Below are 22,756 nucleotides of genomic sequence, written 5' to 3' on the forward strand. Positions count from 1 at the left end.
TAGTGTAATCTTAGCAGCATTTCTTATTTCTTAAATTTAATACAAAGTAGGTTGTATATGATTAAAAAAATTGCAGTTTTAACAAGCGGCGGTGATGCGCCGGGAATGAATGCCGCAATTCGTGGCGTTGTGCGTGCAGCCCTTGCGGAAGGCTTGGATGTGTTTGGTATCTATAACGGTTATCAAGGTTTATATAACAACAATATCAAGCAATTAAACCGCTATAGCGTATCCGATATTATTAACCGCGGCGGCACATTCTTAGGTTCCGCCCGTTTCCCTGAGTTTAAAGATCCGGCAGTACGTGCAAAATGTGCGGAAATTTTACGTTCTCACGGCATTGATGCGCTTGTGGTTATCGGTGGGGACGGTTCTTATATGGGGGCAAAACTGTTAACGGAAGAACACGGTTTCCCTTGTGTGGGTATTCCGGGAACCATTGATAATGATGTGGCGGGAACGGATTATACCATCGGTTATCAAACGGCATTACAAACCGCTGTGGATGCGATTGACCGCTTACGTGATACTTCAAGTTCGCACCAACGTATTTCCATTGTAGAAATCATGGGGCGTCATTGTAGCGATTTAACCATCTCTGCCGGTATTGCAGGCGGTTGTGAATATATTGTCGCCTCTGAAATGGAATTTAACCGTGAAGAACTTATTCAACAAATTGAACGCAGTATCATTCGTGGTAAACGCCATGCGATTGTTGCGATTACCGAACTTATCACCGATGTTCATTCATTGGCGAAAGAAATCGAAGCACGTGTAGGGCACGAAACCCGCGCAACCGTATTAGGTCATATTCAACGTGGCGGCTCGCCTTGTGCCTTTGACCGTATTTTGGCTTCACGTATGGGGGCTTATGCCGTTGATCTGCTTCTTCAAGGAAAAGGCGGTTACTGTGTAGGAATCCAAAACGAACAGCTTGTTCATCACGATATTATCGATGCGATTAATAATATGCGCCGTGAATTTAAAGCCGATTGGTTGGAAGTGGCGAAACGCTTAGAGTAATTTGATGTAAATACAAAGTGCGGTTGTTTTCAGCCGCATTTTTACTTTCTAGGGAAAGTCTAGTTGAAAGGTGCGCCGAATAATATGATGAAGCCTGATGCGGAAAACGATTTCGGGAAAGTAATGAAAAAAGGCAATTCTTGCAAAAGTTAAGTTTGAAACAGAAATTTGCATAGCGTTATTGCATAAAAATATGATTTCCCTTTGACTATTTTCTTTACAACGGGTAATATTCACGCCCTATGCAAAAGGTAAAACTACCCCTAACCGTTGATCCGGTAAAAGATGCTCAAAGACGGCTTGATTATGTCGGCTATTATGCTGCAAATCAGCTTGAGCGTTTAGCTGAATCGGTGGTGAACGTGCTCAGCGATGCACAGGTAACATTATCGTTTTATATTGATCCGCAAAAATTAGTGGTGATGAAAGGTGAGGCGCAGGTTGAAGTCGAGTTAGAATGTCAACGCTGTAGCGAGCCGTTCAAGCAAACATTAGACTGTGAATTTATTTATAGTCCGGTGTCCAACTGGGATCAAGCTGATGTATTGCCCGAAATTTATGAGCCGATTGAGTTTAATGAATTTGGCGAAATAGATTTACTTGGCACGGTGGAAGATGAGTTAATTTTAGCTCTGCCGCTTGTACCAATGCATTCATCTGAACACTGTGAAGTGTCCGCGCAGGAACAGGTTTTTGGCGAATTGCCGGAAGAATTGGCAAAAAAACCGAGCCCGTTCGCTGTATTAGCTAATTTAAAGCAAAAGTAAATTAAATTTAGGAGTATAGCCGATGGCTGTTCAACAAAACAAAAAATCTCGTTCACGTCGTGATATGCGTCGTTCACACGATGCATTAACTACTGCTGCAGTATCAGTGGATAAAGCAAGTGGTGAAACCCATTTACGCCATCACGTAACTGCTGACGGTTACTACCGTGGTCGTAAAGTGATCAATAAGTAATTTTTACTTATAGGTATTCACTTGACTCGTCTAACCTTGGCGTTAGATGTGATGGGCGGGGACATTGGTCCCCGTATTACTATCCCTGCCTCCTTTTTAGCGTTAGAAAGTGATCCGATGCTTTCTTTGATTCTGTTTGGTGATCGCCAACAGATTGCCCCCCTGCTTGAGAATTGTCCTCAAACCCTTTTAGATCGTATTCAAATTCACCATTGCTCCCGTGCTATTGATAATAATCAAGGTATTTCTTACGCTTTGCGCCATAGTAAAGGAACTTCGATGCGTTTAGCATTGGAGGCCGTTCAGCAGGGGATTGCTCAAGGCTGTGTGAGTGCGGGGAACACCGGCGCGTTGATGGGGTTGTCTAAGATTTTATTGCAACCGTTGAAAGGTATTGTTCGCCCTGCTTTAATTTCGCTTATTCCAACGATTGAAGGTGAAAAATCCGTTATGTTGGATCTTGGCGCAAATATTGAATGTAGTGCAGAAAATCTTTATCAATTTGCTATAATGGGAACGATTTTTGCCGAATACCGTTTGAATTTAGTCTATCCGCGCATTGGATTATTAAATATTGGTGTGGAAGAAATTAAAGGGCGTCAATCTCTTCGTGAGGCGGCAAATTTATTGGAAAAATCGACCGCACTTAATTATATCGGATTTATAGAGGGCGATGTTTTACTCAATGGTGAAGCTGATGTGATTGTTAGCGACGGTTTCACCGGCAATATTGCCTTAAAGACGTTAGAAGGTGCGGCAAAAAATGTATTGTCTTTATTTAAAGGGCAATCGAAACAATATTATTTAAAACCACTTTTCTCTTGGATTATGCGTTATTTATTTAAAACGACTTATCAACGCTTAAAACGTATTAATCCTGATGAATACAATGGTGCATCGCTTATCGGCTTAACCGCCGTGGTGGTGAAAAGCCATGGAAATGCAAATATTAATGCTTTTGCTCAGGCTATTGCAGATGCGGCTTTCCAAGCGCGCCATAAACTTCCGGAAAAAATATTGGCGGGCTTAGCCCGTTATTAATGATTTAACTTATTTGATTATGAACAGCAGAATTTTATCTACCGGTAGCTATTTACCAAGCCATATCCGTACGAATGCGGATTTAGAAAAAATGGTCGATACCTCTGATGAATGGATCGTAACCCGTTCGGGCATTCGTGAACGCCGTATTGCCGCAGCGGATGAAACTGTCGCCACCATGGGCTTTGAAGCGGCTAAACAGGCGATTGATGCGGCACAAATTAACCCGCAAGAGATCGATCTCATTCTTGTCGCAACAACAAGCCATTCGCACGCTTATCCGAGTGCTGCTTGCCAAGTGCAAGGTTTATTAGAGATTGAAGACGCGATTTCCTTTGATTTAGCGGCAGCCTGTACCGGTTTTGTGTATGCCTTAGGCGTGGCGGATCAATTTATTCGTACCGGAAAAGTAAAAAAAGCTTTAGTGATTGGATCTGATCTTAATTCTCGTAAATTAAACGAAACCGATCGTAGCACAGTCGTGTTATTTGGTGATGGCGCGGGCGCTGTCATTTTAGAAGCGAGTGAACAAGAGGGGATCATCTCAACTCATTTACATGCCTCGGCAGATAAGCACAACACACTAGTATTGCCTCAGCCTGAACGAGGTGTTGAAAAATCAGGTTATATCGAAATGCAGGGCAACGAAACTTTTAAACTTGCAGTTCGTGAGCTTTCAAATGTGGTAGAAGAAACTTTGGCGGCGAATAATCTTGAGAAAAAAGATTTGGATTGGCTTATCCCCCATCAAGCAAATTTAAGAATTATTACGGCGACGGCGAAAAAGCTTGAAATGGATATGTCTCAGGTTGTGGTAACCTTAGATAAATACGCAAACACAAGTGCCGCAACAGTACCGGTAGCATTAGATGAAGCGGTGCGTGATGGACGTGTTCAACGAGGTCAATTGTTGCTATTAGAAGCATTTGGCGGTGGTTGGACTTGGGGTTCTGCGTTAGTTCGTTTCTAATTATTTTGTTAGAATGAGAGACATATCTGAGAAAGTGCGGTCAAATTTACCGCACTTTTCGTGTTTAATGTATTGCTATGTAGTGCTCGAACAAATGTAGGGTGTCGTTAGGCGAAGCCATAACGTACCAATTAATAAGGTTTAATGATGAAATGGTGCGTTATGCAAAGCTAATTCACCTTACTAAACTTAATTCAATCTGATTTAATTGACTGTCAAAATTTCAATTTAAAGCTAAAACAAATAGGAAAATACAATGAAAAAATTCGCAATGGTCTTTCCGGGACAAGGCTCTCAAACTGTCGGTATGCTTGCGGAGCTTGCCGGTGAATATTCGGTGGTTACCGAAACTTTTAAGCAAGCGTCTGATGTGCTTGGGTACGATTTATGGAATTTGGTGCAACAAGGCCCGACGGAAGAACTGAATAAAACTTGGCAAACCCAACCGGCACTTTTAGCCGCTTCTGTGGCGATTTATCGTGTATGGCAAGAAAAATATCCACATTTAAAACCGGAAGTAATGGCAGGGCATAGCTTGGGGGAATATTCCGCTTTGGTATGTGCCGGTGTATTGGATTTCCAAGATGCGATTAAATTGGTGGAATTACGCGGTAAATTAATGCAACAAGCAGTGCCTGAAGGTACGGGAGCAATGTATGCGATTATCGGTTTAGATAACGAGGCGATTATTGAAGCATGCAAAAAAGCGGAAGAAGGCGAAGTGGTTTCTGCGGTGAATTTTAACTCACCGGGACAAGTAGTGATCGCCGGTGCTAAAGCGGCAGTAGAACGTGCGGCGGCATTATGTAAAGAAGCAGGGGCAAAACGTGCATTACCGCTTGCGGTGAGTGTGCCTTCTCACTGTGCGTTAATGAAACCGGCAGCCGATGAATTGTCGGTAACCTTAGATAGTATTGCGTTCAATACGCCAACAACAGCCGTTATTAACAATGTGGATGTTAAAGTTGAAGCGGAAAGCGCTGCGATTCGTACGGCATTGGTTCGTCAGCTTTATAGCCCTGTTCGTTGGACTGAAACCGTAGAAAAAATGGCGCAAGATGGCGTGCAGGTGTTGGTAGAAGTCGGACCTGGTAAGGTATTGAACGGTTTAACCAAACGTATTGTAAGTGATTTACAGGCTACATCAATTAACGATGTTACATCACTTAACGCCGTAGAAGAATTATTAGCATAACTAACATAAAAAGGAGAGGAAAATGCAAGGTAAAATTGCTTTAGTAACTGGAGCTACGCGCGGTATCGGCCGTGCGATTGCGGAAGAATTGATTGCAAAAGGCACTTTTGTAATAGGCACGGCGACTTCTGAAAAAGGGGCGGAAGCGATTTCAGCTTATTTGGGAGAAAAAGGCAAGGGTTTAGTGTTAAACGTAACCGAAAGCGATTCTATTGAAGCCGTGTTAGCTCAAATTAAAGCTGACTTTGGCGATGTGGATATTTTGGTCAATAACGCAGGGATCACCCGTGACGGCTTGTTAATGCGAATGAAAGAAAGCGATTGGTTTGATATTATGCAAACCAATCTAACCTCCGTTTATCGCTTATCAAAGGCGGTGTTACGTCCAATGATGAAAAAAGGCGGACGAATTATCACTATTGGTTCCGTGGTCGGCTCTAGCGGTAATCCGGGACAAACCAACTATTGTGCGGCAAAAGCAGGCGTAATCGGCTTTTCTAAATCTTTAGCAAAAGAAGTAGCTGCACGAGGTATTACGGTAAATGTGGTTGCACCGGGTTTTATTGCAACAGATATGACGGACGTGCTGACTGATGAGCAAAAAGCAGGAATCCTTTCTAACGTACCGGCGGGGCGTTTAGGAGAAGCGAAAGATATTGCGAAAGCGGTGGCCTTTTTAGCATCTGATGATGCGGCTTATATTACCGGCACGACATTGCACGTAAACGGTGGCTTATATATGAGCTGATTCCTTTGGAATCACTATTTAGACGGGCAGATTTTCCTTGATAAAATCATAGCCAAAGATTTTAGATAATGCTAAAATCTGCTCCGCAACATAATTTGGTTACGTCTTAAGCGTATGCAAAGATATGTAACTATTTTCTTAGTATGTGTTTTTGCTTGCCCTTTCGTGGTGCGACCACTCAGGAAATGGTTGCAAGGTTATCGGAAATTCATACACTAACCACTCAGAAATGAGTTAAAACAACAATAGGAAAAACAAATGAGTATTGAAGAACGCGTAAAAAAAATCATCGTTGAACAATTAGGTGTTAAAGAAGAAGATGTGAAATCTGAAGCTTCTTTTGTTGAAGATTTAGGTGCGGATTCTTTAGACACTGTTGAGTTGGTGATGGCTTTAGAAGAAGAATTTGATATTGAAATTCCGGATGAAGAAGCTGAGAAAATCACAACTGTTCAATCTGCGATTGACTACGTGCAAAATAACCAGTAATTTCAAATTAGGCGGCTTTCAAAGTCGCCTAATTTTTTGTCTAAAAACCTCTCCAAAAACGACCGCACTTTTCTCTTTTTTTGAAAAATTGATCTAAATTACTTTTTTGTAAAATTATTTAAAAAAAACTTATTTCCTTATAGCGTTATACTTCGAAAGTAGTATGATTTCCCTTAGTTTTTTTACTCTTTGGGAATATTTATATGCTTTATTTAGAATTTTTGTTCTTATTATTGATGCTTTACCTAGGAAGCCGATTTGGTGGGGTAGGGCTTGCTGTCGTATCTGGTATTGGCTTGGCGATCGAGGTGTTTGTGCTTCGTATGCCGATAGGTAAACCGCCGGTTGATGTTATATTGATCATTCTTGCCGTTGTAACTTGCGCATCGGTATTAGAAGCAGCCGGTGGTCTTAAATTTATGCTGCAAATTGCAGAGCGCATTTTACGGAGTAATCCGAAACGGGTGACTTTTTTAGGCCCTTTAGTAACCTATACAATGACCATTATGCTTGGCACAGGGCATGCGGTTTATTCTATTATGCCGATTATCGGCGATGTTGCCTTAAAGAATAAAATTCGCCCGGAACGCCCGATGGCGGTAGCTTCTATTGCCTCTCAATTGGCATTAACGGCGAGTCCCGTTTCTGCGGTGTTGGTTTATTATCTCGGTGCAATCGTAAAATTACCGGGCTTTGAGCATATCTCGTTATTACAAATTATGGCAGTAACCGTGCCGGCTACTTTGTTGGGGACGATTATGATGTCGCTTTATAGTTTAAAACGCGGTAAAGAGCTAGAGAATGACCCTGAATATCAACGTCGTTTACAAGATCCGATTTGGCGTGAACGTATTTTGAATACGACAAATACACTACTTGATGATGAATTGCCAAAAGCTGCGAAGCATTCCGTTTATTTGTTCCTTTTATCTTTAGTGTTTATTGTCTCTGTTGCGATGATCCCTGAAATTCGTACGATTGGTAGCGCAAAACCAATTTCGATGGGCGTTGTGATTCAAATGGTGATGCTTTGCTTTGGCGGTATTATTTTATTGGTGTGTAAAGTGAATCCGCAAATCGTACCAAATGGTGTCGTGTTTAAATCAGGTATGGTTGCCGGGCTGGCTATTTTTGGGATTGCGTGGATGAGTGATACTTATTTCCAATATGCAATGCCGGAATTTAAAGCGGCGGTCACTTCAATGGTTGAATCCTATCCTTGGACATTTGCATTCGCTTTATTTGCGGTTTCGGTTGTGATTAATAGCCAAGCGGCGACTGCTGTAATGATGGTTCCGGTTGGTATTGGTTTAGGATTACCGGCCCCGTTATTAATCGGCTTAATGCCGGCAACTTATGCCTATTTCTTTATTCCGAACTACCCGTCCGATATTGCCACGGTGAACTTTGATGTAACCGGCACGACCAAAATCGGAAAATACTATTTTAACCATAGTTTTATGATCCCGGGATTAATCGGTGTAGTTGTTGCCTGTTTGGTTGGTGTAATGATGGCAGAATTAATTATTCGTTAAAACTTCTTGGCTGGAAAGCACCTTTTAGGTGCTTTTCTTAGGGATAAAAAAAGCCCTTTCAAAGCTGAAAGGGCAAAAATATTTGGAGTCATACTATGAGTTGTTGAATTAACAAATCAGGTATGAAACGCATTATAGTAACTTTTAAAATAAATGCAACATTTTTTTAACAATTAATTGTGAGGATTACGGGTATTTGTGTTCACTAAATTCCGCATTAAGAGCGCATACTCCAAATTAATCTCTTCAGGCACCTCCAAGAAAACAAAATGTCCATCGCCTAACGCTGCCTCTAGGTTCTCGTTTTTACGATTTAACATTTTCTCAATTTTGAAATTGATGTTACCTTGTGGAGTCATCATTTCCACTTCATCTCCCAATAAGAATTTGTTTTTTACGGCGACCTCCGCCATACCTTGCTCATTTCGTTTGCCGGTAAACTCACCGACAAATTGTTGACGCTCCGAGATGGAGTACCCATATTCGTAGTTTTGATATTCATCGTGAGTATGACGGCGCAAAAAACCTTCCGTATAACCGCGATGAGCCAGTGATTCCAAGGTATCCATCAAACTTTCATCGAATGGTTTACCCGCAGCGGCATCATCAATAGCTTTACGATATACTTGAGCGGTACGTGCGCAATAATAGAAAGATTTGGTTCGGCCTTCGATTTTTAAAGAATGTACACCAAGTGCGGTTAGTTTTTCCACGTGTTGTACGGCACGGAGATCTTTTGAATTCATAAAGTAAGTCCCGTGTTCATCTTCAAATGCGGTCATTTGTTCATCCGGCTTTTGTGATTCGGTATAAAGGAAAACTTTGTCTGTAGTATTGCCTTCGCCTAATGTCGGGGCAACGTTTTTTACTTCAATTTGTTGTGAAAGATCGACTTTCGGTACGATATTGCCCACCTCGTCCGTTGTGCCTTCTTCCATTTTATATTCCCAACGGCAAGCATTGGTACAAGTGCCTTGATTCGGGTCACGTTTGTTAATATAGCCGGAAAGCAGACAACGCCCGGAGTACGCCATACATAATGCACCGTGAACGAAGATCTCTAATTCGATATCAGGTACTTGTCGGCGGATTTCGGCAATCTCTTCTAAAGAGAGCTCACGGGATAGGATTACGCGGGTTAAACCCACTTGTTTCCAAAATTTCACCGTTGCCCAGTTTACCGCATTGGATTGTACTGAAAGATGAATATCAATATTTGGAAAATGTTCACGTACCAACATAATTAATCCTGGATCGGACATAATAAGCGCATCCGGCCCCATATCAATTACAGGTTGTAAATCTTTAATAAAGGTTTTTAGCTTAGAATTGTGCGGCGCAATATTCACTACAACATAGAATTTTTTGCCGAGTGCGTGCGCTTCATCAATGCCGATTTTTAAATTGGCGTGGTTAAATTCATTATTACGTACGCGCAGGCTATAACGAGGTTGACCGGCATAAACGGCATCTGCACCATAGGCAAAAGCGTAGCGCATATTTTTTAAAGATCCGGCAGGGGAAAGTAATTCTGGTTTAAATTGGGCTGTCATCATTTTCTCTTGTCTGATTTCAAGTCAGGAGCTTGCCGACAGGCAAGCGGTGTTAAGGGCTACGTATTGTAGGCGGATTTCATCATTTGTAAAGGAAAAGTGCGGTGAGATTTTTGGCTGTTTTGTATTATTATGTAGCAGTTGCACAAAGAGAATTTTGTCCAATATTGATTGGGATAGAGGAGGGGGCGTTAAGCTTTGCGTAACGCACCATTTCATCATTAAACCCTCTATTGGTGCGTTACGGCTTCGCCTAACGGCCACCCTACGCTGCTCTCTGAAAGAAAACACCCGCAAATTAGCGGGTGTCAGAGTTTATTCTAAGGTTTCAATTTGTGATTCATTTTCTTTATCTATTAGGATTTCCTGCTGAATAGCTCCGGGTGTTTTTCCGTTAATGAGATAAGTATTTTCATTTTTTTCGATTTTCAGCACGTAATTATCATTTTCTTCAATCAATATCGGAAGTAGTTTACCTTGCGGCTTGATATTGTTTTTTAGAAACGGCCAAAACTTCCCGGATTTTTTAATTTTTGTTGTTTTTTCATCTGTTTCATCAAATAATTTTTTATCAAACGTTATACTGAGAGTTCCCTTAGTATTTTGCAATAAGGAAAACGGATCTTGTCTATTTTTTTGATTTTCTGAGTTTTTACTAATAATGCTATTAAGTGTAAATTTAATTGGATAACCTTTTGTTTCAGGAAAGGTATTCAAATCAAAAGTTAAGGTTGCATTATCAACACCCAGCTCTAAATCTTTCCACTCATTTGCGAAATACTTGTCTTGTGTTTTTTTCGTTAAGTAGGTATAACAAAGTTCTCGGTAGTAGCCGGAACAAAAAGTAGAAGATAATGAAGATTGACGATTATTTCCCTTCAATGGAATAGAAGTTGCCAATTTTTCAAATTGTGTTTGATATTCGGGTACTGCAATTTTTTTTACATTTAGTGCAATAGTTTCATTGTATTGATCATTTTCCAATGATTCATTTTGGTTGCTAAATGTAAGCTGATGGATTGTCAATGCCGCTAAATTAAGCGACTCAAGTGAGAAATCAATATTTGTACTTCCCGAAAATTCTTTTGCCCATTTTTCCTTTAAATTGAGGAAATCTTTATTATCTTTTAGTGGCGCTTCTTTAACTGTTAGCGTCTCTAAAAAGAAGGGAATAAAGGCTAATTCGTTGGAAAGATTATATTCTTTCAATTGAACAGCCAATTTTCCTTTTTGCGCTTCCCATTTTTGGGCTTCATCTTTCGGTGTTTGTTTCACACTTTCGACATTTAATTGAAAATGAACATTGGCTTTTGAAAGATCGGTATTTGCCAATTTCAATACCACTTCGCCATTTTTCAGGTTGAAATAAGGTTTTTGATTTTTCGGTGCATTGACAGAAATGACAGAGAGTTTGCCGGCAAAATTATCATTTTGGGTCAGTATGGCAGTGAGTAAATCCACACCGTCTTTAATATTTTGATTATTAACATCGAGTTTTTTAAATTCGTTGTGAAAATTGACCGCACTTGGTACGCCTTGTTGATTTAGAATGATATTCAAACCGCCAAAAGTGGTTTGGTCTTCTTTTGCGGTACGATTTTTGTTGGAAATACGTAGAATATCGCTACTGAATTTTGTCGTTAAATCACGTTTTGTCGTCGCTTCGTTGTGTTTAGAATTGAACCTATAGGTTGCGTTTTTTAATTGAAGATGAGTATTTTCACCATTTAACAATGCCAATTCGGCATTCTCGGCAGTTAATTCAATATTTGTTAGATCATATTGGTTATGGCCGATAGGGATAAGACGAACTTTGCCTTCCACTTTTTCTAATTTACTGTCGTTATTGTAGTGAAAGCCGCTTAAATCGGTTTTTAATTCAACTTCTTTATTGTTTGGAAAATTTAGCAGGATAGACATTTGCTGCGGTTTATTTGCGAAGTCGCGAAACTCGGTCAAAATATCGGATTGTAAATAGTCGCCTACCGGAGAAAATTTGCTATTAATGGTATTTTTGTCGATCGTGATATTTAAGGTTTTATTTAGTTGGCGAACGAATTGATCGGATAATTTTGATTCTGCGGTAATAAAAAAAGGCAGCGTTGTCAATTTGGTCGAAATAATCTCCGTGCTTTGTGATTCACTATCTTGCACGTTGAAAGTCAGTTCACGGGTGAGAAAATTTTTATTGCTTTCCGTGATATTTAATATCGCCTGGTTACCTAATGAGTAAGGAAATTTTTGTAGTAGCTGATCTACTTTATGATTCGTATAAACTTGGGCGGCCCCGCCAACGGCAATAAGGATTGCGACAAGTGTTAAGGCAATATTTTTTCTTTTACTCATGTTGTCCCCAATACGATATTATCGTGAATTAAATTTAAAAATCGATACAAAACCGCAAACCGAAGATAGCACAAATGTATGCGGTGAGGTTAGCAATGCAGCAGACATTTTTAAATTTAATTCACTATAAAAATAAACAAGAATTTCGATATTATGTATCAGTTGCACAAAGAGAATTTTATCTCCGATATTTATTGGGTAGGGTGGGTAACTTGTTGTCCACCTAAAATGTCTGATTGAAATGGTGGGCAAAAATTTGCCCGCCCTACGATAGTTTGTGCAACTGCTACATAATACCGAAGAATTTGACCGCACTTATTGAAGTGCGGTCAAATTTTAAGATACTTTAACCTAAGATTTTATCCAATTCTTGGCTGACTTCTTCGACTTTTTGTGTACCATCTAAACGGAAATATTGTGTGTTGCCGGCTTTTGCTTCCGCTTGATAGTAGTCCACTAGCGGTTGAGTTTGTTTGTGATATACCGATAAGCGATCTAACACGGTTTCCGGTTTATCATCTGCACGGATAATTAAATCTTCGCCGGTTACATCGTCTTTACCCTCCACTTTCGGCGGATTGTAAACAATATGGTAAGAACGTCCGGAGGCTTGGTGTACGCGGCGACCGCTCATACGCTCTACGATCACTTCATCCGGAACGTCAAATTCTAAAACATAGTCGATTTTCACGCCGGAATCTTTCAAAGCATCTGCTTGTGGAATCGTGCGTGGGAAGCCGTCCAATAAGAAACCGTTTTCGCAGTCAGGTTGTGCAATACGATCTTTCACTAAGGCAACGGTAAGTTCATCAGGGACAAGTTTACCTTCATCCATTAATGCTTTTGCTTGTTTGCCAAGTTCCGTTCCCGCTTTGATTGCTGCACGAAACATATCGCCGGTTGAAATTTGCGGAATGCCGAATTTGTTCATAATAAATTGTGCTTGTGTGCCTTTTCCGGCTCCCGGTGCGCCCAAAAGAATAATTTTCATAGAAATCTCCATTAATCAATCGATGTCAATAAAAGTGGTTAAGATACTGGTAAAGCCAAGTGCGGTCAAATTTTTTGTAATTTTTTATCGTGTTTCCCACTATGCCGATTTTTCCTCATTCCAAGGAGCGACCCAGTATAGGCAAAGCATTCCCGGAATGGCTAAAAATAAGCAAAGCCAAAAGTATTGATAGTACCCCACGGCACTTACGACGTAACCGGAAAGCATTCCTAATCCTTTGCTTGGTAATGCGGAGAGACTGGTGAAAAGTGCAAGTTGGGTGGCGGTGTAAAGCGGGTTGGTTTCACGCGCCATAAATGCCACAAATGCTGCCGTACCAAGCCCTACGCCGATATATTCTGCCGCGATTACAATACCGAGTTTCCATAATTCCGATGACCCGATACTGTTGAAATGACCAAAGTCAGCAAGCCAAATGAATCCTCCGATAGTCACCATTTGTACTAACCCGAATAACCAAAGGGCGCGATTAATACCGAGTTTCAGCATAATTACACCGCCTGCAAGACCGGATAAGATACTTGCCCAAAGTGATGTGCTTTTTACGACGAGTGCAATATCTTCTTTGCCGAATCCCATATCGTAAATAAATTTGGTTTGTAGCGTGGTGGCAAAAGAATCCCCGAATTTGTACAAAAACAAAAAAAGTAAAAAGCCGATTGCTTGTACAATACCTTTTCGTTGAAAAAATTCTTGTAATGGAATCCAAAAGGTTTGATAGAACGGTTGTTGATTTTTGGTTGCTTCTATCTTGGGTTCTTTGGCAAGAAAAAGCGTCATAAATATCCCTGCCAGCATACAAAGTGCGGTCCATAAAAATACGTTTTCCCACGGATAACTTGTTGCAAGATAAAGAGAAAGTCCGCCGGGAATTAATCCGGCAATGCGATAAGCATTAATGTGAATCGTGTTACCCAACCCCAGTTCGTGATCTGATAAAATTTCGCGGCGATAAGCATCCAGTACAATATCTTGTGTGGCTGAAAAGAACGCGATTAACAGGGCAATATTTGCTACGGTAGTTAATTGTGTGAGGGGATCGAAAAGGCTAATAATATAAAGCAGAATCAGTAATGCAATTTGCGAAATAAGCAGCCAGCTGCGGCGGCGACCTAAAAAAGCGGGGAAATAACGATCCAACAACGGCGCCCATAGGAATTTTAAACCATAAGGAAGCATTACGCCTGTTACCGCACCAATTAACTCAACGGAAAGCTGTTTATCCGTTAGCCATACCGGTAACATTTGCAGTAATACAAACAAAGGTAAGCCGGAGCTAAAACCGGTAAAGACGCAAATTAGCATTTTGCGTGTAAAAATTTGAGAAGAAAGCGAATTTGGCATAGATATAGGGCGGATTTTAATCCGCCGATAGTAATGTGAATATTGATGGTAGACTTAATTCCGCCATCTATTTATAAAATCAATCGCGATATCCCTTAGGATTATTTTTTTGCCAATTCCACGTATCTTGCATCATTTGCTCAAGCCCACGTTCTGCTGTCCAGCCTAATTCTTTGGCGGCAAGACTTGGATCTGAATAGCAAGTGGCGATATCACCAGGGCGACGCTCGACAAGCTTATAAGGAATTTGGATATTATTGGCTTTTTCAAAGGCTTTTACCATATCCAACACGGAATAACCGTGGCCTGTACCAAGATTATAAACGTGTAGTCCCGTATCATTTTCATGACGTTGGAGGGCTTTTAAATGACCGATCGCTAAATCGACAACGTGAATATAATCGCGAACCCCCGTACCATCATGGGTATCATAATCGCTACCGAATACGGAAAGTTGTGCAAGTTTACCAATCGCTACTTGACTGATATAAGGGAGTAAATTGTTAGGAATACCGTTCGGATCTTCACCGATCAAACCGCTTGAATGTGCGCCCACAGGATTAAAATAACGTAAAATCGTTACGCTAAATTGCGGTTCTGCTTTTATGACATCACGCAGGAGCTGTTCCACCATATATTTTGATGTGCCGTAAGGATTGGTTGTACCGCCGACTTCGCAATTTTCGGTGATTGGAATGATTTTAGGATCACCATATACGGTTGCAGAGGAGCTAAACACAAAATTCCACACACCCGCTTTTTTCATTTCTTGGATTAATACAAGAGTACCGGCAACATTATTCATATAATATTCAGTCGGTTTTTGTACGCTTTCGCCCACCGCCTTCAAACCTGCAAAGTGAATCACCGATTGAATTTTATTTTCCGCAAAGATTTTTTGTAACAATTCGCGATCCAGTACATCACCTTCATAAAATTTTGCGCTTTTACCGGTGATTGTTGCCACTCGCTCAAGAGATTTTGGTGATGAATTGCAAAGATTATCCAATACTACCACTTCTTTTCCTGCATTTAATAATTCTACAACGGTATGCGAACCGATATAGCCGGCACCACCGGTGACTAAAATTGTCATATTGCACTCCTTATTTATTTTTACCGCAGAAGATTATAGCACTATTTCATTACTCGAAAAATTTATTGATTTTTGACCGCACTTTGCGGCATTGGTTGTTACTTAAATGTTGGGGCCGCCTCTACCAGAAATATCTCTTTTAAACTTCCAAATATGAAAAAAGACATCAATTTGAAATTTGATGTCTTTTGTACTCATTCTAAAAGTTAACGTTCGTTCCAACGTTTGATTGATTCGCGAATCACTTCTTTCGCTTCTTCCGCATCGCCCCAGTGAGTGACTTTGGTAGAACCCGGTTTTTTCAATGCTTTATAGTTGTTAAAGTGAAATTCGATTTGTTTGATTAATTGCGCCGGAACATCCGCAAGGCTATTGTAAGCATTGCCTGTGTCGCGATCGTCTGCCGGTACACATAGGATTTTATCGTCCACTTCACCGTCATCTACAAACTTCATCACACCGATGACTTTTGCTTCAAGGAATACACCGGTTGCAAGGGGCTGACGGGTTAGCAATAACACATCCAATTCATCGCCGTCTTCATCTAATGTTTGCGGAATGAAACCATAGTTGGTCGGTTTTGCAAAAATTGCCGGCTCAACACGGTCTAATTGGAATGCGGCAACTTTACGGTTCCATTCGATTTTGTGGCAACTACCTTCAGGGATCTCATTTACAACGTTGATAATACCGGCATCAACATCACCGGGCGTTAAAATTTGATTAAAATCAGCCATTGTTTTTCCTTTAATTTGATTGAGTTAAAAACGGCGAAAGTATAGCAGTTTTTAGATGATTTTGTCGCTTTAAATTTTAATGGTGAATTAAATCTGATTCGCCAACAATGAAAAAATAACCGCACTTTTGTCCACGCAAACGTTTTACATCTTGTAGGGTTCTTGTAAAATAGCGGGTCTTTTTATTTTGGCTTATTTTTAGAGGCGTTTATGTCTAATTTAGAAAAAACCTTTGAACTACAAAAACGGGGCTCAACGGTTCGTCAGGAAATCATCGCAGGATTAACCACTTTCTTAGCGATGGTGTATTCCGTGATTGTCGTACCGAATATGCTTGGCGCGGCAGGTTTTCCTGCTGAATCCGTTTTTATCGCCACTTGTTTGGTGGCAGGATTCGGCTCGATTTTAATCGGTTTATGGGCGAATGCACCAATGGCGATCGGTTGTGCTATTTCGCTCACCGCCTTTACGGCATTTAGTTTGGTAATCGGACAAGGCGTATCCGTTCCTGTGGCACTCGGTGCGGTGTTCTTAATGGGGGTGGTGTTCACCTTGATTTCAGCAACGGGGATTCGTGCATGGATTTTGCGAAACCTACCTTCCAGCATTGCGCACGGTGCGGGAATCGGTATCGGTTTATTCTTACTTTTGATTGCAGCCAATGGCGTAGGCTTGGTGATTGGCAATCAAAGCGGTCTTCCGGTAAAACTCGGTGAATTTACTTCTTTCCCTGTTATGATGTCCTTAATCGGTTTGGCATTCATTGTGGGTTTAGAAAAAATGCAGGTGAAAGGCGGGATTTTATGGGTGATTATTGCAATCACACTGATTGGGTTGATTTTTGATCCCAACGTAAAATTTGGTGGAGAAGTCTTTAAAATGCCGACTTTCGGTGAAAATTCCCTCTTCTTACAGTTGGATTTACAAGGCGCATTACAACCTGCGATTTTACCTGTTGTGTTCGCCTTAGTGATGACCGCCGTATTTGATGCCACAGGTACGATTCGTGCCGTAGCAGGGCAAGCAAGCCTGTTAGACAAAGAAGGGCAAATCATCAATGGCGGTAAAGCCCTGACATCGGATTCCGTCAGTAGCTTATTTTCGGGTTTGTTCGGCACTGCACCGGCTGCCGTCTATATTGAATCCGCCGCCGGCACAGCCGCAGGCGGAAAAACAGGTATCACCGCCATTGTGGTCGGCGTGTTATTCCTGTTAATGCTTTTCTTCCAACCTTTAGCTTTCTTAGTCCCCGGCTATGCAACCGCACCGGCATTAATGTACGTGGGCTTGTTAATGTTAAGTAATGTGAGCAAACTAGACTTTGATGATTTTGTCGGCGCAATGAGCGGTTTAATTTGTGCGGTATTCATCGTACTTACCGCAAATATCGTTACCGGTATTATGCTGGGTTTTGCCGCCTTAGTGATTGGTCGTCTCGTCAGTGGTGATTTCAAACGTTTGAATATAGGGACAATCATCATTGCAGTCGTATTGGTGGTATTTTATGCCGGCGGCTGGGCGATTTAAACTTTAATATTAAAATTATACACAATCGCTTTGAGCGATTGTTATGCCTTACGGCAGTGTTGGCAAGCCAACGTTTAAAATCTAAAGATTTTGTGACCGCACTTTTACCGTGCGGTCAGCGGGTCTGAGCCCTATGTGATAACATAGGGTTCTCTTTTTATCTTATTGTTGTTAAGCACATAAATAATGTATTGACACAATTCCGGTGTGTTTGTAGTGAAATAAATGCACAAGATTGCTCCGCTTGTTCAAAAATAATGCAATCTGCAATGGCTACGTAATGCGGCGTTTCTGATTATCCCGTTCCCATTTTCGTTCAATATAACTACACGTCGGATGCAGTTCTAATTGGTTTTCTGCGAGGAAAGTGATTAATGCTTGATAAAGTTTATCGGCGATACCTTGACCGCGGAGTCGATTGGAAACGAAGGTGTGATTGGCATTAATACGGTTGCTTGTTTCATAGAAGTAGATGAGTTCGGCGAGTCTCTCACCTTGTTCGCTTAAAATAAAAAATTCGCCTCGTCCGTCAAGTTCTCGGTGTTGAATGTTCATTTTATACTCCATTCATCGCTTAAGTTAGGAGACATTGCAAAATCAGCCGTATCACTTGAGATCGTTTTTTCTTCCGCAGCCCATTCGCCCAAATCAATGAGCTGGCAACGTTTGCTGCAAAAAGGTCGAAAGTGGCTTTCGTTTGTCCAAGGAACCGATTTTTGACATATCGGGCAAGGCACTTCAATGATTTCTTCAGACATTTTTTACTTCCGCTTGTTGTAAATAGAAACGGTGTAATTCTAGCACTTTTTGTTTTAGGTAAGGTAGATTTTCAGCCAGATCTTTGTCGTTATTAATTACGTCATCCGCCCATTTTAGCCGTTCGGTTCTACTTACTTGCGCATCTATAATTCGTTGAATTTGTTCAAGGCTGTTGTTGTCGCGTTTCATTGCGCGGGCAAGTTGGGTTTGTGGTGTTACATCAATCACCAATACTCGGTTACAAAGTGCGGTTAATTTATTCTCAATTAAAAGTGGAACGGCAAATAACGTGTAAGGGGCGGTTTGTGAGGAAAGTTGAGCGATCATTTCTTTACGAATTGCCGGATGTAATAAATGATTGAGTCGATTTTTTTCCGTCTCGTTGGAAAATACAAGCCTGCGTAGTGCCGGGCGGTTGAGTTCACCGTTTTCTAATAAAATATCTTTACCGAAATCTTTAACAATTTTGGTAAGCAATGGCGAGCCTTTTTTTACAATATCTCGCGCGATAATATCCGCATCAACGCAAGGTACGCCAAGTTCCATAAATAAATTTGTGATGGTTGTTTTTCCGCTTCCGATTCCGCCGGTAAGCCCTACGATATAGGTCATCATTTCTTATAGCGCATTGTTATTGGTGATAATTGATGGTCAATACTACAAGAATCGAGACACTCAAAAAAGGTGCAAAGGGTAAAAAACGATCTTTTCTTTTGAAAAGAATTGCAAATAAAATGCCTAATAAGCAGGCAATTAAAAGAAAGAGGGGGAGACGTTCCGCCGGTAGGTAACTGCCTATGCCAAGGGCTAACCAATAATCCCCTTGTCCAAGGGCTTCTTTTTGATAATACCATTTAGCGAGTTGATAAATGCCATAAAAAACAAAGAAAGAAATGACCGCACTTTGTAGGCTTTGCACTAGGGTTAAAGGTGATAAAGATTGTGTTGTACCGAATAAGCCAAGGGCAAGTAACCATAAACAAGGTGTGGGGGAAATGAGTTGATATTGCCAATCAAGGTAGGCAATCGTCCACAATAGAATAATGGTGCAACCAAGCCATAAAGCGAAAAGAGGATTTTTTGTTATTGCGGTTATTAAGGCGAATATTAATCCTGTGATAAGAAAATAACCTAAAATATGACCGCTCTTTTTTTGTTGAATTGCCGCAAAGTGCGGTTGAAATTGTGGACGATTTTGAGGAAATAGTTCGATGTAATTATTGTAGATATCGCCTTGTAATCTTGTGATAAAGCCGGAAATGTAAAGCCATAAGGCTACACCGAAAACTCCACCCAGAAAAAAGGAAGCAAATAGGATCATTGCACCACCGAGCCCATATTAAAAATCGGTAAATACATACCCATCATAATAATGCCGATTAGGCTGCCGATGATAAGCATCATCAATGGTTCCAGCATTTGCGATAAGAGATCAATTTGATGATTAAGCTTTTCTTGATAGTTTTCTGCAATATGTTGCAATATCAGAGCAAGTTTTCCGCTTTTTTCGCCAATTTGTAGCATTTGCTGTGCTTCCATCGGAAATAAATTACTGCTTACGCTATCTGAAAATGAGTAACCCTGTGAAACCCATTGTAAAATTGAGCGCACTTCAGTATCGAGAATGTGATCACTCACAATGTTTTTTTTCGTTTGCCAACTTTGTGTATGCGGTAAAAAACTATTTAAGGCTTGGTTGAGAGGGATTCCCGCTTGCAACATAATGTATAGACTTTGGCTGAAATTCACTAAACGGGAAAGTTGTTGGATATTGCCGAAAATAGGCATAGCCCTAATCATTCGTGCTTTTTGTTGTTGAAAGCGGGGAGAATGTTTAAATTTGAAATAATAAAGCAACCAAAATATGAGAAGTATTAAGGCTAATTTTCTTATATCGTTTTTAAGAAAAGTAGATATTGCGAGTAATGCATTCGTTAATACGGGCAAATCCGCATTGTTATTCCGATACATTTCGGCAAATTGTGGCACGATAAAAAGCAGTAGGGCAGTAGTGAGCAAGAGAGAAATACCCAATACCATTGAGGGATAAAGCATAATTTTCTGCAATTTACGTTGTAGTGCTAAAGATTGGCGGCGGTGTGCTGCAATTTTGTTACAAACAACAGCTAATTTACCTGTCATCTCACCCACTTGAATTAGTTGGATTTCTTGTTGTGTAAGGTATTTCCCCTGTTGTTCGATACTTTGAGAAAAAGAATAGCCGGATTCAATTGTTCGCAAAAGTTGTTCCAGCCAAGTATTTAGGGCAATTTGAGTACAATTTTGTTGTAAAATTTGTAAACTATTTTTGAGTGGAATCGCCGCTTGTAGCAAAGTCGAAAGTTGGTTTAATAATGTACTGATTTCGGTATTTTTCGGGTGGGTATTGAGCTGCCAATTTTGTTGCAATTTGATATTGGTAAGCCCCCGATTCATTAATTGGAATTGGGCTTGTTGATGAGAATCGGCAATAATCACGCCTTTTTGTATTTGTTTTAGGGCGTTTTGTGCTTGGTAATGAAAGCATTTTTTTGTCATATTATGCTCTACCTAAAACACGATGAAGTTCAGCTTCATCGGTGATGCCCAACTTCACTTTTTCTAATCCGCTTTGGCGGAGATCAGCAAAATCCGTTTGATAGCCGTTTTGTTGCCAATGTAAGAATTGATAAACCCCAATGCGTCCTCGATAACCTTGATGGCAATCACAAGAACTTTCGTTAAATTGACCGCACTTTTGGCAGCGTTTACGTAACAAACGTTGTGCAATGATTAAAAGCAAGCTGCTTTCGATTTCGTGTTGTTTAATGCCTAGTTGTTGAAGCCGTGAAATGGCGGAAATCGCATCGTTGGTATGCAATGTCGAAAGCACCAAATGTCCGGTTTGGGCGGCACGTAATGCCATGGTTGCACTCTCTTCATCGCGAATTTCACCCAGCATAATAATGTCGGGATCTTGTCGTAAAAAAGCACGTAATAAACGACTAAAATCCAGCCCGATCGGCGGGTTGATTTGGCTTTGAATAATGCCGTCCAGTTCAATTTCAATGGGATCTTCTGCGGTCATAATGTGTTTATCAGGGGAATTCAACCATTGAAGTGCGGTATAAAGCGAAATACTTTTTCCACACCCCGTTGGGCCTGTTACCAAAATCAATCCTTGTGGTTGGCTTAGTGCGTGCTGAAAGGTACGTTGTTGAAATTCCGTCATTCCCAGTTCGGCAAAACTCAGTTCCACCGGTTTATTTTGTTGCGCACGAAGTACGATTTTTTCACCCCAATGAGCGGGTAATGTGGAGAGGCGAAAATCAAGTACATCGGAAAAAGTTGTTTTAAATTGAAAACGCCCGTCTTGCGGCAAACGTGTTTCACTAATGTCGAGTTTGGCAAGAAGTTTTAAACGTGAAATGATACGATTCGCCAAGTTCTTACTAATTGGGGGCTGAGGTTGCAAAACGCCATCAATTCGAAATCGTACTTGAAAATAATGTTCTAATGTTTCTAAATGAATGTCGGAGGCATTCTTTTGCATTGCCGATTCAAAAATTTGGTTCAGGAGTTGAATAACAGGCTCGTCATCATTTTTTTCTTGTTCCTGTTCTTGATGATAAAAACTCACTTGTTCTTCCAATTGCATTGCTTGCGGCGCAAGCCGCTGTAAAAGGGCTTTGAGTTGCGGGCTGTCTAATAAAACCGGTTCAACCAATTTCCCACTGATAAAAGCAATGGTTTCACAAGCGGAAAGGTTGGAAAAAGAGTCAACGGCAAGCCATAAACGATTTTTTTCTTCTTTTAAGGGGAGAGCGAAATAGCGTAAGAAAAGGGATTGTTGCTGCCGATTACGTTCCCATAACTCCGGCGAGATCGTAAAGACCTCGCCGTTTTGCGCAGTGGCGTGTAATTCGTAATCCGTCATCTTGTACAGAACCCTGCCGGAAATAAGGAAGCATCACCGTTACAGGTTGCAGACCAGCTTACTCCTCTAGCATTATCACCGGTTGCGGTTAAGGTATATTGCACTCCGTCTAACGTGCCGTTGCCAACAACGGTAATTACACCGGCGTTAGTGCTAATACTTTTCACATAGCCTTTTGCTGAGGTAATATCGGCAGCAATACCGTTTGAGCCGCCACTACAATTTGCGGTTGTTCCCGTGCCGTAAATGCAGAGTTCTACGTCGGATTTAAAAGGGGCTGCGGCTTGTAACAGTTCAGACATCGCCGCCTTTTTTGTATAATTCTGGTAAGAGGGAATCGCAATTGTCGCGAGAATCGCGATGATGGCGATCACAATCATTAATTCAATTAGCGTAAATCCTTTTTTCAATGTGCGTTGAGAGGTGAGTTTCATTGATTTTCCCTTTTTGTTAAATTTTAAATTGGTATCATTGTGGAAAGAGAGAAAACATTTGTAAAACCAAC

Annotated in this window: 23 protein-coding genes; 10 read left to right on the plus strand and 13 right to left on the minus strand. The window is 40.8% G+C overall.

The window, feature by feature from the left end:
- The first annotated feature begins 57 nt into the window (after window positions 1-57).
- The 9 genes from pfkA to IHV77_RS07790 all read left to right on the plus strand — a co-directional run bounded on the left by pfkA (window position 58) and on the right by IHV77_RS07790 (window position 7,961).
- Window positions 58-1,023: a 6-phosphofructokinase gene (gene pfkA, locus IHV77_RS07750; RefSeq protein WP_194811415.1), complete on the plus strand. Its 966-nt coding sequence runs from the start codon at window positions 58-60 to the stop codon at window positions 1,021-1,023.
- 242 nt (window positions 1,024-1,265) lie between these two features.
- Window positions 1,266-1,790 carry a 23S rRNA accumulation protein YceD gene (yceD, locus tag IHV77_RS07755; protein ID WP_194811416.1) on the plus strand — a complete coding sequence of 175 codons (525 nt, stop codon included), beginning with the start codon at window positions 1,266-1,268 and terminating at the stop codon, window positions 1,788-1,790.
- Window positions 1,791-1,812: 22 nt separating this feature from the next.
- The gene (rpmF, locus tag IHV77_RS07760; RefSeq protein ID WP_005544470.1) at window positions 1,813-1,983 is read left to right on the plus strand and encodes a 50S ribosomal protein L32; all 171 of its coding nucleotides are present in this window, start codon (window positions 1,813-1,815) and stop codon (window positions 1,981-1,983) included.
- Between the two features lie 21 nt (window positions 1,984-2,004).
- Window positions 2,005-3,024 (plus strand): phosphate acyltransferase PlsX, encoded by a 1,020-nt coding sequence (gene plsX / locus IHV77_RS07765; protein ID WP_194811417.1) that lies wholly within the window; start codon window positions 2,005-2,007, stop codon window positions 3,022-3,024.
- 19 nt (window positions 3,025-3,043) lie between these two features.
- Window positions 3,044-3,994: a beta-ketoacyl-ACP synthase III gene (locus IHV77_RS07770; protein ID WP_194811418.1), complete on the plus strand. Its 951-nt coding sequence runs from the start codon at window positions 3,044-3,046 to the stop codon at window positions 3,992-3,994.
- Between the two features lie 256 nt (window positions 3,995-4,250).
- Window positions 4,251-5,189, plus strand: coding sequence for an ACP S-malonyltransferase (gene fabD / locus IHV77_RS07775; RefSeq protein WP_194811419.1), 939 nt, complete (start codon window positions 4,251-4,253; stop codon window positions 5,187-5,189).
- Window positions 5,190-5,211: 22 nt separating this feature from the next.
- Entirely contained in the window at window positions 5,212-5,937 is a 726-nt protein-coding gene (fabG, locus tag IHV77_RS07780; RefSeq protein ID WP_194811420.1) for a 3-oxoacyl-ACP reductase FabG, read from the plus strand.
- 258 nt (window positions 5,938-6,195) lie between these two features.
- Complete coding sequence (gene acpP / locus IHV77_RS07785) at window positions 6,196-6,426, plus strand: acyl carrier protein (RefSeq protein ID WP_005627318.1); 231 nt, start codon at window positions 6,196-6,198, stop codon at window positions 6,424-6,426.
- Window positions 6,427-6,629: 203 nt separating this feature from the next.
- Complete coding sequence (locus IHV77_RS07790; RefSeq protein ID WP_194811421.1) at window positions 6,630-7,961, plus strand: anaerobic C4-dicarboxylate transporter; 1,332 nt, start codon at window positions 6,630-6,632, stop codon at window positions 7,959-7,961.
- Window positions 7,962-8,134: 173 nt separating this feature from the next.
- Here IHV77_RS07790 and trhP read toward each other — a convergent pair whose 3' ends face one another.
- From trhP to IHV77_RS07820, 6 genes are all read right to left on the minus strand, one after another.
- Window positions 8,135-9,514, minus strand: coding sequence for a prephenate-dependent tRNA uridine(34) hydroxylase TrhP (trhP, locus tag IHV77_RS07795; protein WP_194813255.1), 1,380 nt, complete (start codon window positions 9,512-9,514; stop codon window positions 8,135-8,137).
- A gap of 315 nt (window positions 9,515-9,829) precedes the next feature.
- Complete coding sequence (locus IHV77_RS07800) at window positions 9,830-11,860, minus strand: hypothetical protein (protein WP_194811422.1); 2,031 nt, start codon at window positions 11,858-11,860, stop codon at window positions 9,830-9,832.
- 346 nt (window positions 11,861-12,206) lie between these two features.
- The gene (gene adk / locus IHV77_RS07805) at window positions 12,207-12,851 is read right to left on the minus strand and encodes an adenylate kinase (protein ID WP_194811423.1); all 645 of its coding nucleotides are present in this window, start codon (window positions 12,849-12,851) and stop codon (window positions 12,207-12,209) included.
- A 99-nt stretch (window positions 12,852-12,950) separates the two neighbouring features.
- On the minus strand, window positions 12,951-14,216 hold the full coding sequence (locus tag IHV77_RS07810; protein WP_408635262.1) for an MFS transporter: 1,266 nt from the start codon (window positions 14,214-14,216) through the stop codon (window positions 12,951-12,953).
- A gap of 79 nt (window positions 14,217-14,295) precedes the next feature.
- Window positions 14,296-15,312: a UDP-glucose 4-epimerase GalE gene (gene galE / locus IHV77_RS07815; RefSeq protein ID WP_194811425.1), complete on the minus strand. Its 1,017-nt coding sequence runs from the start codon at window positions 15,310-15,312 to the stop codon at window positions 14,296-14,298.
- Between the two features lie 206 nt (window positions 15,313-15,518).
- Window positions 15,519-16,049 (minus strand): inorganic diphosphatase, encoded by a 531-nt coding sequence (locus IHV77_RS07820; protein ID WP_194811426.1) that lies wholly within the window; start codon window positions 16,047-16,049, stop codon window positions 15,519-15,521.
- A gap of 210 nt (window positions 16,050-16,259) precedes the next feature.
- Between IHV77_RS07820 and IHV77_RS07825 the strand changes: the two genes are divergently transcribed.
- Window positions 16,260-17,576, plus strand: a complete 1,317-nt coding sequence (locus IHV77_RS07825; protein ID WP_194811427.1) for an NCS2 family permease — start codon at window positions 16,260-16,262, stop codon at window positions 17,574-17,576.
- Between the two features lie 273 nt (window positions 17,577-17,849).
- Here IHV77_RS07825 and IHV77_RS07830 read toward each other — a convergent pair whose 3' ends face one another.
- The 7 genes from IHV77_RS07830 to ppdD are packed head-to-tail and all read right to left on the minus strand — an operon-like array spanning window position 17,850 to window position 22,685.
- A complete protein-coding gene (locus IHV77_RS07830; RefSeq protein WP_194811428.1) occupies window positions 17,850-18,131 on the minus strand; it encodes a GNAT family N-acetyltransferase in 282 nt (93 codons plus the stop codon).
- Complete coding sequence (gene yacG, locus IHV77_RS07835; protein ID WP_194811429.1) at window positions 18,128-18,334, minus strand: DNA gyrase inhibitor YacG; 207 nt, start codon at window positions 18,332-18,334, stop codon at window positions 18,128-18,130. Before yacG ends, IHV77_RS07830 begins: the two co-directional genes overlap by 4 nt.
- Window positions 18,327-18,947, minus strand: coding sequence for a dephospho-CoA kinase (gene coaE, locus IHV77_RS07840; RefSeq protein WP_194813256.1), 621 nt, complete (start codon window positions 18,945-18,947; stop codon window positions 18,327-18,329). Before coaE ends, yacG begins: the two co-directional genes overlap by 8 nt.
- Window positions 18,948-18,966: 19 nt before the next feature.
- Complete coding sequence (locus tag IHV77_RS07845; protein ID WP_194811430.1) at window positions 18,967-19,656, minus strand: prepilin peptidase; 690 nt, start codon at window positions 19,654-19,656, stop codon at window positions 18,967-18,969.
- Window positions 19,653-20,873 carry a type II secretion system F family protein gene (locus tag IHV77_RS07850; protein ID WP_194811431.1) on the minus strand — a complete coding sequence of 407 codons (1,221 nt, stop codon included), beginning with the start codon at window positions 20,871-20,873 and terminating at the stop codon, window positions 19,653-19,655. Before IHV77_RS07850 ends, IHV77_RS07845 begins: the two co-directional genes overlap by 4 nt.
- A 1-nt stretch (window position 20,874) precedes the next feature.
- The gene (locus IHV77_RS07855; RefSeq protein WP_194811432.1) at window positions 20,875-22,251 is read right to left on the minus strand and encodes a GspE/PulE family protein; all 1,377 of its coding nucleotides are present in this window, start codon (window positions 22,249-22,251) and stop codon (window positions 20,875-20,877) included.
- Window positions 22,248-22,685 carry a prepilin peptidase-dependent pilin gene (ppdD, locus tag IHV77_RS07860; RefSeq protein WP_194811433.1) on the minus strand — a complete coding sequence of 146 codons (438 nt, stop codon included), beginning with the start codon at window positions 22,683-22,685 and terminating at the stop codon, window positions 22,248-22,250. The genes IHV77_RS07855 and ppdD overlap by 4 nt, the downstream gene beginning before the upstream one ends.
- Between the last annotated feature and the right edge of the window lie 71 nt (window positions 22,686-22,756).

The sequence above is a fragment of the Rodentibacter haemolyticus genome (assembly GCF_015356115.1).
Lineage (GTDB): Bacteria > Pseudomonadota > Gammaproteobacteria > Enterobacterales > Pasteurellaceae > Rodentibacter > Rodentibacter haemolyticus.

Excerpts from the sequence above, each read along its gene's own strand:
- pfkA (WP_194811415.1), top strand. The coding sequence starts at position 58 with ATGATTAAAAAAATTGCAGTTTTAACAAGCGGCGGTGATGCGCCGGGA.
- yceD (WP_194811416.1), top strand. The coding sequence starts at position 1,266 with ATGCAAAAGGTAAAACTACCCCTAACCGTTGATCCGGTAAAAGATGCT.
- rpmF (WP_005544470.1), top strand. The coding sequence starts at position 1,813 with ATGGCTGTTCAACAAAACAAAAAATCTCGTTCACGTCGTGATATGCGT.
- IHV77_RS07770 (WP_194811418.1), top strand. The coding sequence starts at position 3,044 with ATGAACAGCAGAATTTTATCTACCGGTAGCTATTTACCAAGCCATATC.
- fabD (WP_194811419.1), top strand. The coding sequence starts at position 4,251 with ATGAAAAAATTCGCAATGGTCTTTCCGGGACAAGGCTCTCAAACTGTC.
- fabG (WP_194811420.1), top strand. The coding sequence starts at position 5,212 with ATGCAAGGTAAAATTGCTTTAGTAACTGGAGCTACGCGCGGTATCGGC.
- acpP (WP_005627318.1), top strand. The coding sequence starts at position 6,196 with ATGAGTATTGAAGAACGCGTAAAAAAAATCATCGTTGAACAATTAGGT.
- IHV77_RS07790 (WP_194811421.1), top strand. The coding sequence starts at position 6,630 with ATGCTTTATTTAGAATTTTTGTTCTTATTATTGATGCTTTACCTAGGA.
- trhP (WP_194813255.1), bottom strand. The coding sequence starts at position 9,514 with ATGACAGCCCAATTTAAACCAGAATTACTTTCCCCTGCCGGATCTTTA.
- IHV77_RS07800 (WP_194811422.1), bottom strand. The coding sequence starts at position 11,860 with ATGAGTAAAAGAAAAAATATTGCCTTAACACTTGTCGCAATCCTTATT.
- adk (WP_194811423.1), bottom strand. The coding sequence starts at position 12,851 with ATGAAAATTATTCTTTTGGGCGCACCGGGAGCCGGAAAAGGCACACAA.
- IHV77_RS07810 (WP_408635262.1), bottom strand. The coding sequence starts at position 14,216 with ATGCCAAATTCGCTTTCTTCTCAAATTTTTACACGCAAAATGCTAATT.
- galE (WP_194811425.1), bottom strand. The coding sequence starts at position 15,312 with ATGACAATTTTAGTCACCGGTGGTGCCGGCTATATCGGTTCGCATACC.
- IHV77_RS07820 (WP_194811426.1), bottom strand. The coding sequence starts at position 16,049 with ATGGCTGATTTTAATCAAATTTTAACGCCCGGTGATGTTGATGCCGGT.
- IHV77_RS07825 (WP_194811427.1), top strand. The coding sequence starts at position 16,260 with ATGTCTAATTTAGAAAAAACCTTTGAACTACAAAAACGGGGCTCAACG.
- IHV77_RS07830 (WP_194811428.1), bottom strand. The coding sequence starts at position 18,131 with ATGAACATTCAACACCGAGAACTTGACGGACGAGGCGAATTTTTTATT.
- yacG (WP_194811429.1), bottom strand. The coding sequence starts at position 18,334 with ATGTCTGAAGAAATCATTGAAGTGCCTTGCCCGATATGTCAAAAATCG.
- coaE (WP_194813256.1), bottom strand. The coding sequence starts at position 18,947 with ATGACCTATATCGTAGGGCTTACCGGCGGAATCGGAAGCGGAAAAACA.
- IHV77_RS07845 (WP_194811430.1), bottom strand. The coding sequence starts at position 19,656 with ATGATCCTATTTGCTTCCTTTTTTCTGGGTGGAGTTTTCGGTGTAGCC.
- IHV77_RS07850 (WP_194811431.1), bottom strand. The coding sequence starts at position 20,873 with ATGACAAAAAAATGCTTTCATTACCAAGCACAAAACGCCCTAAAACAA.
- IHV77_RS07855 (WP_194811432.1), bottom strand. The coding sequence starts at position 22,251 with ATGACGGATTACGAATTACACGCCACTGCGCAAAACGGCGAGGTCTTT.
- ppdD (WP_194811433.1), bottom strand. The coding sequence starts at position 22,685 with ATGAAACTCACCTCTCAACGCACATTGAAAAAAGGATTTACGCTAATT.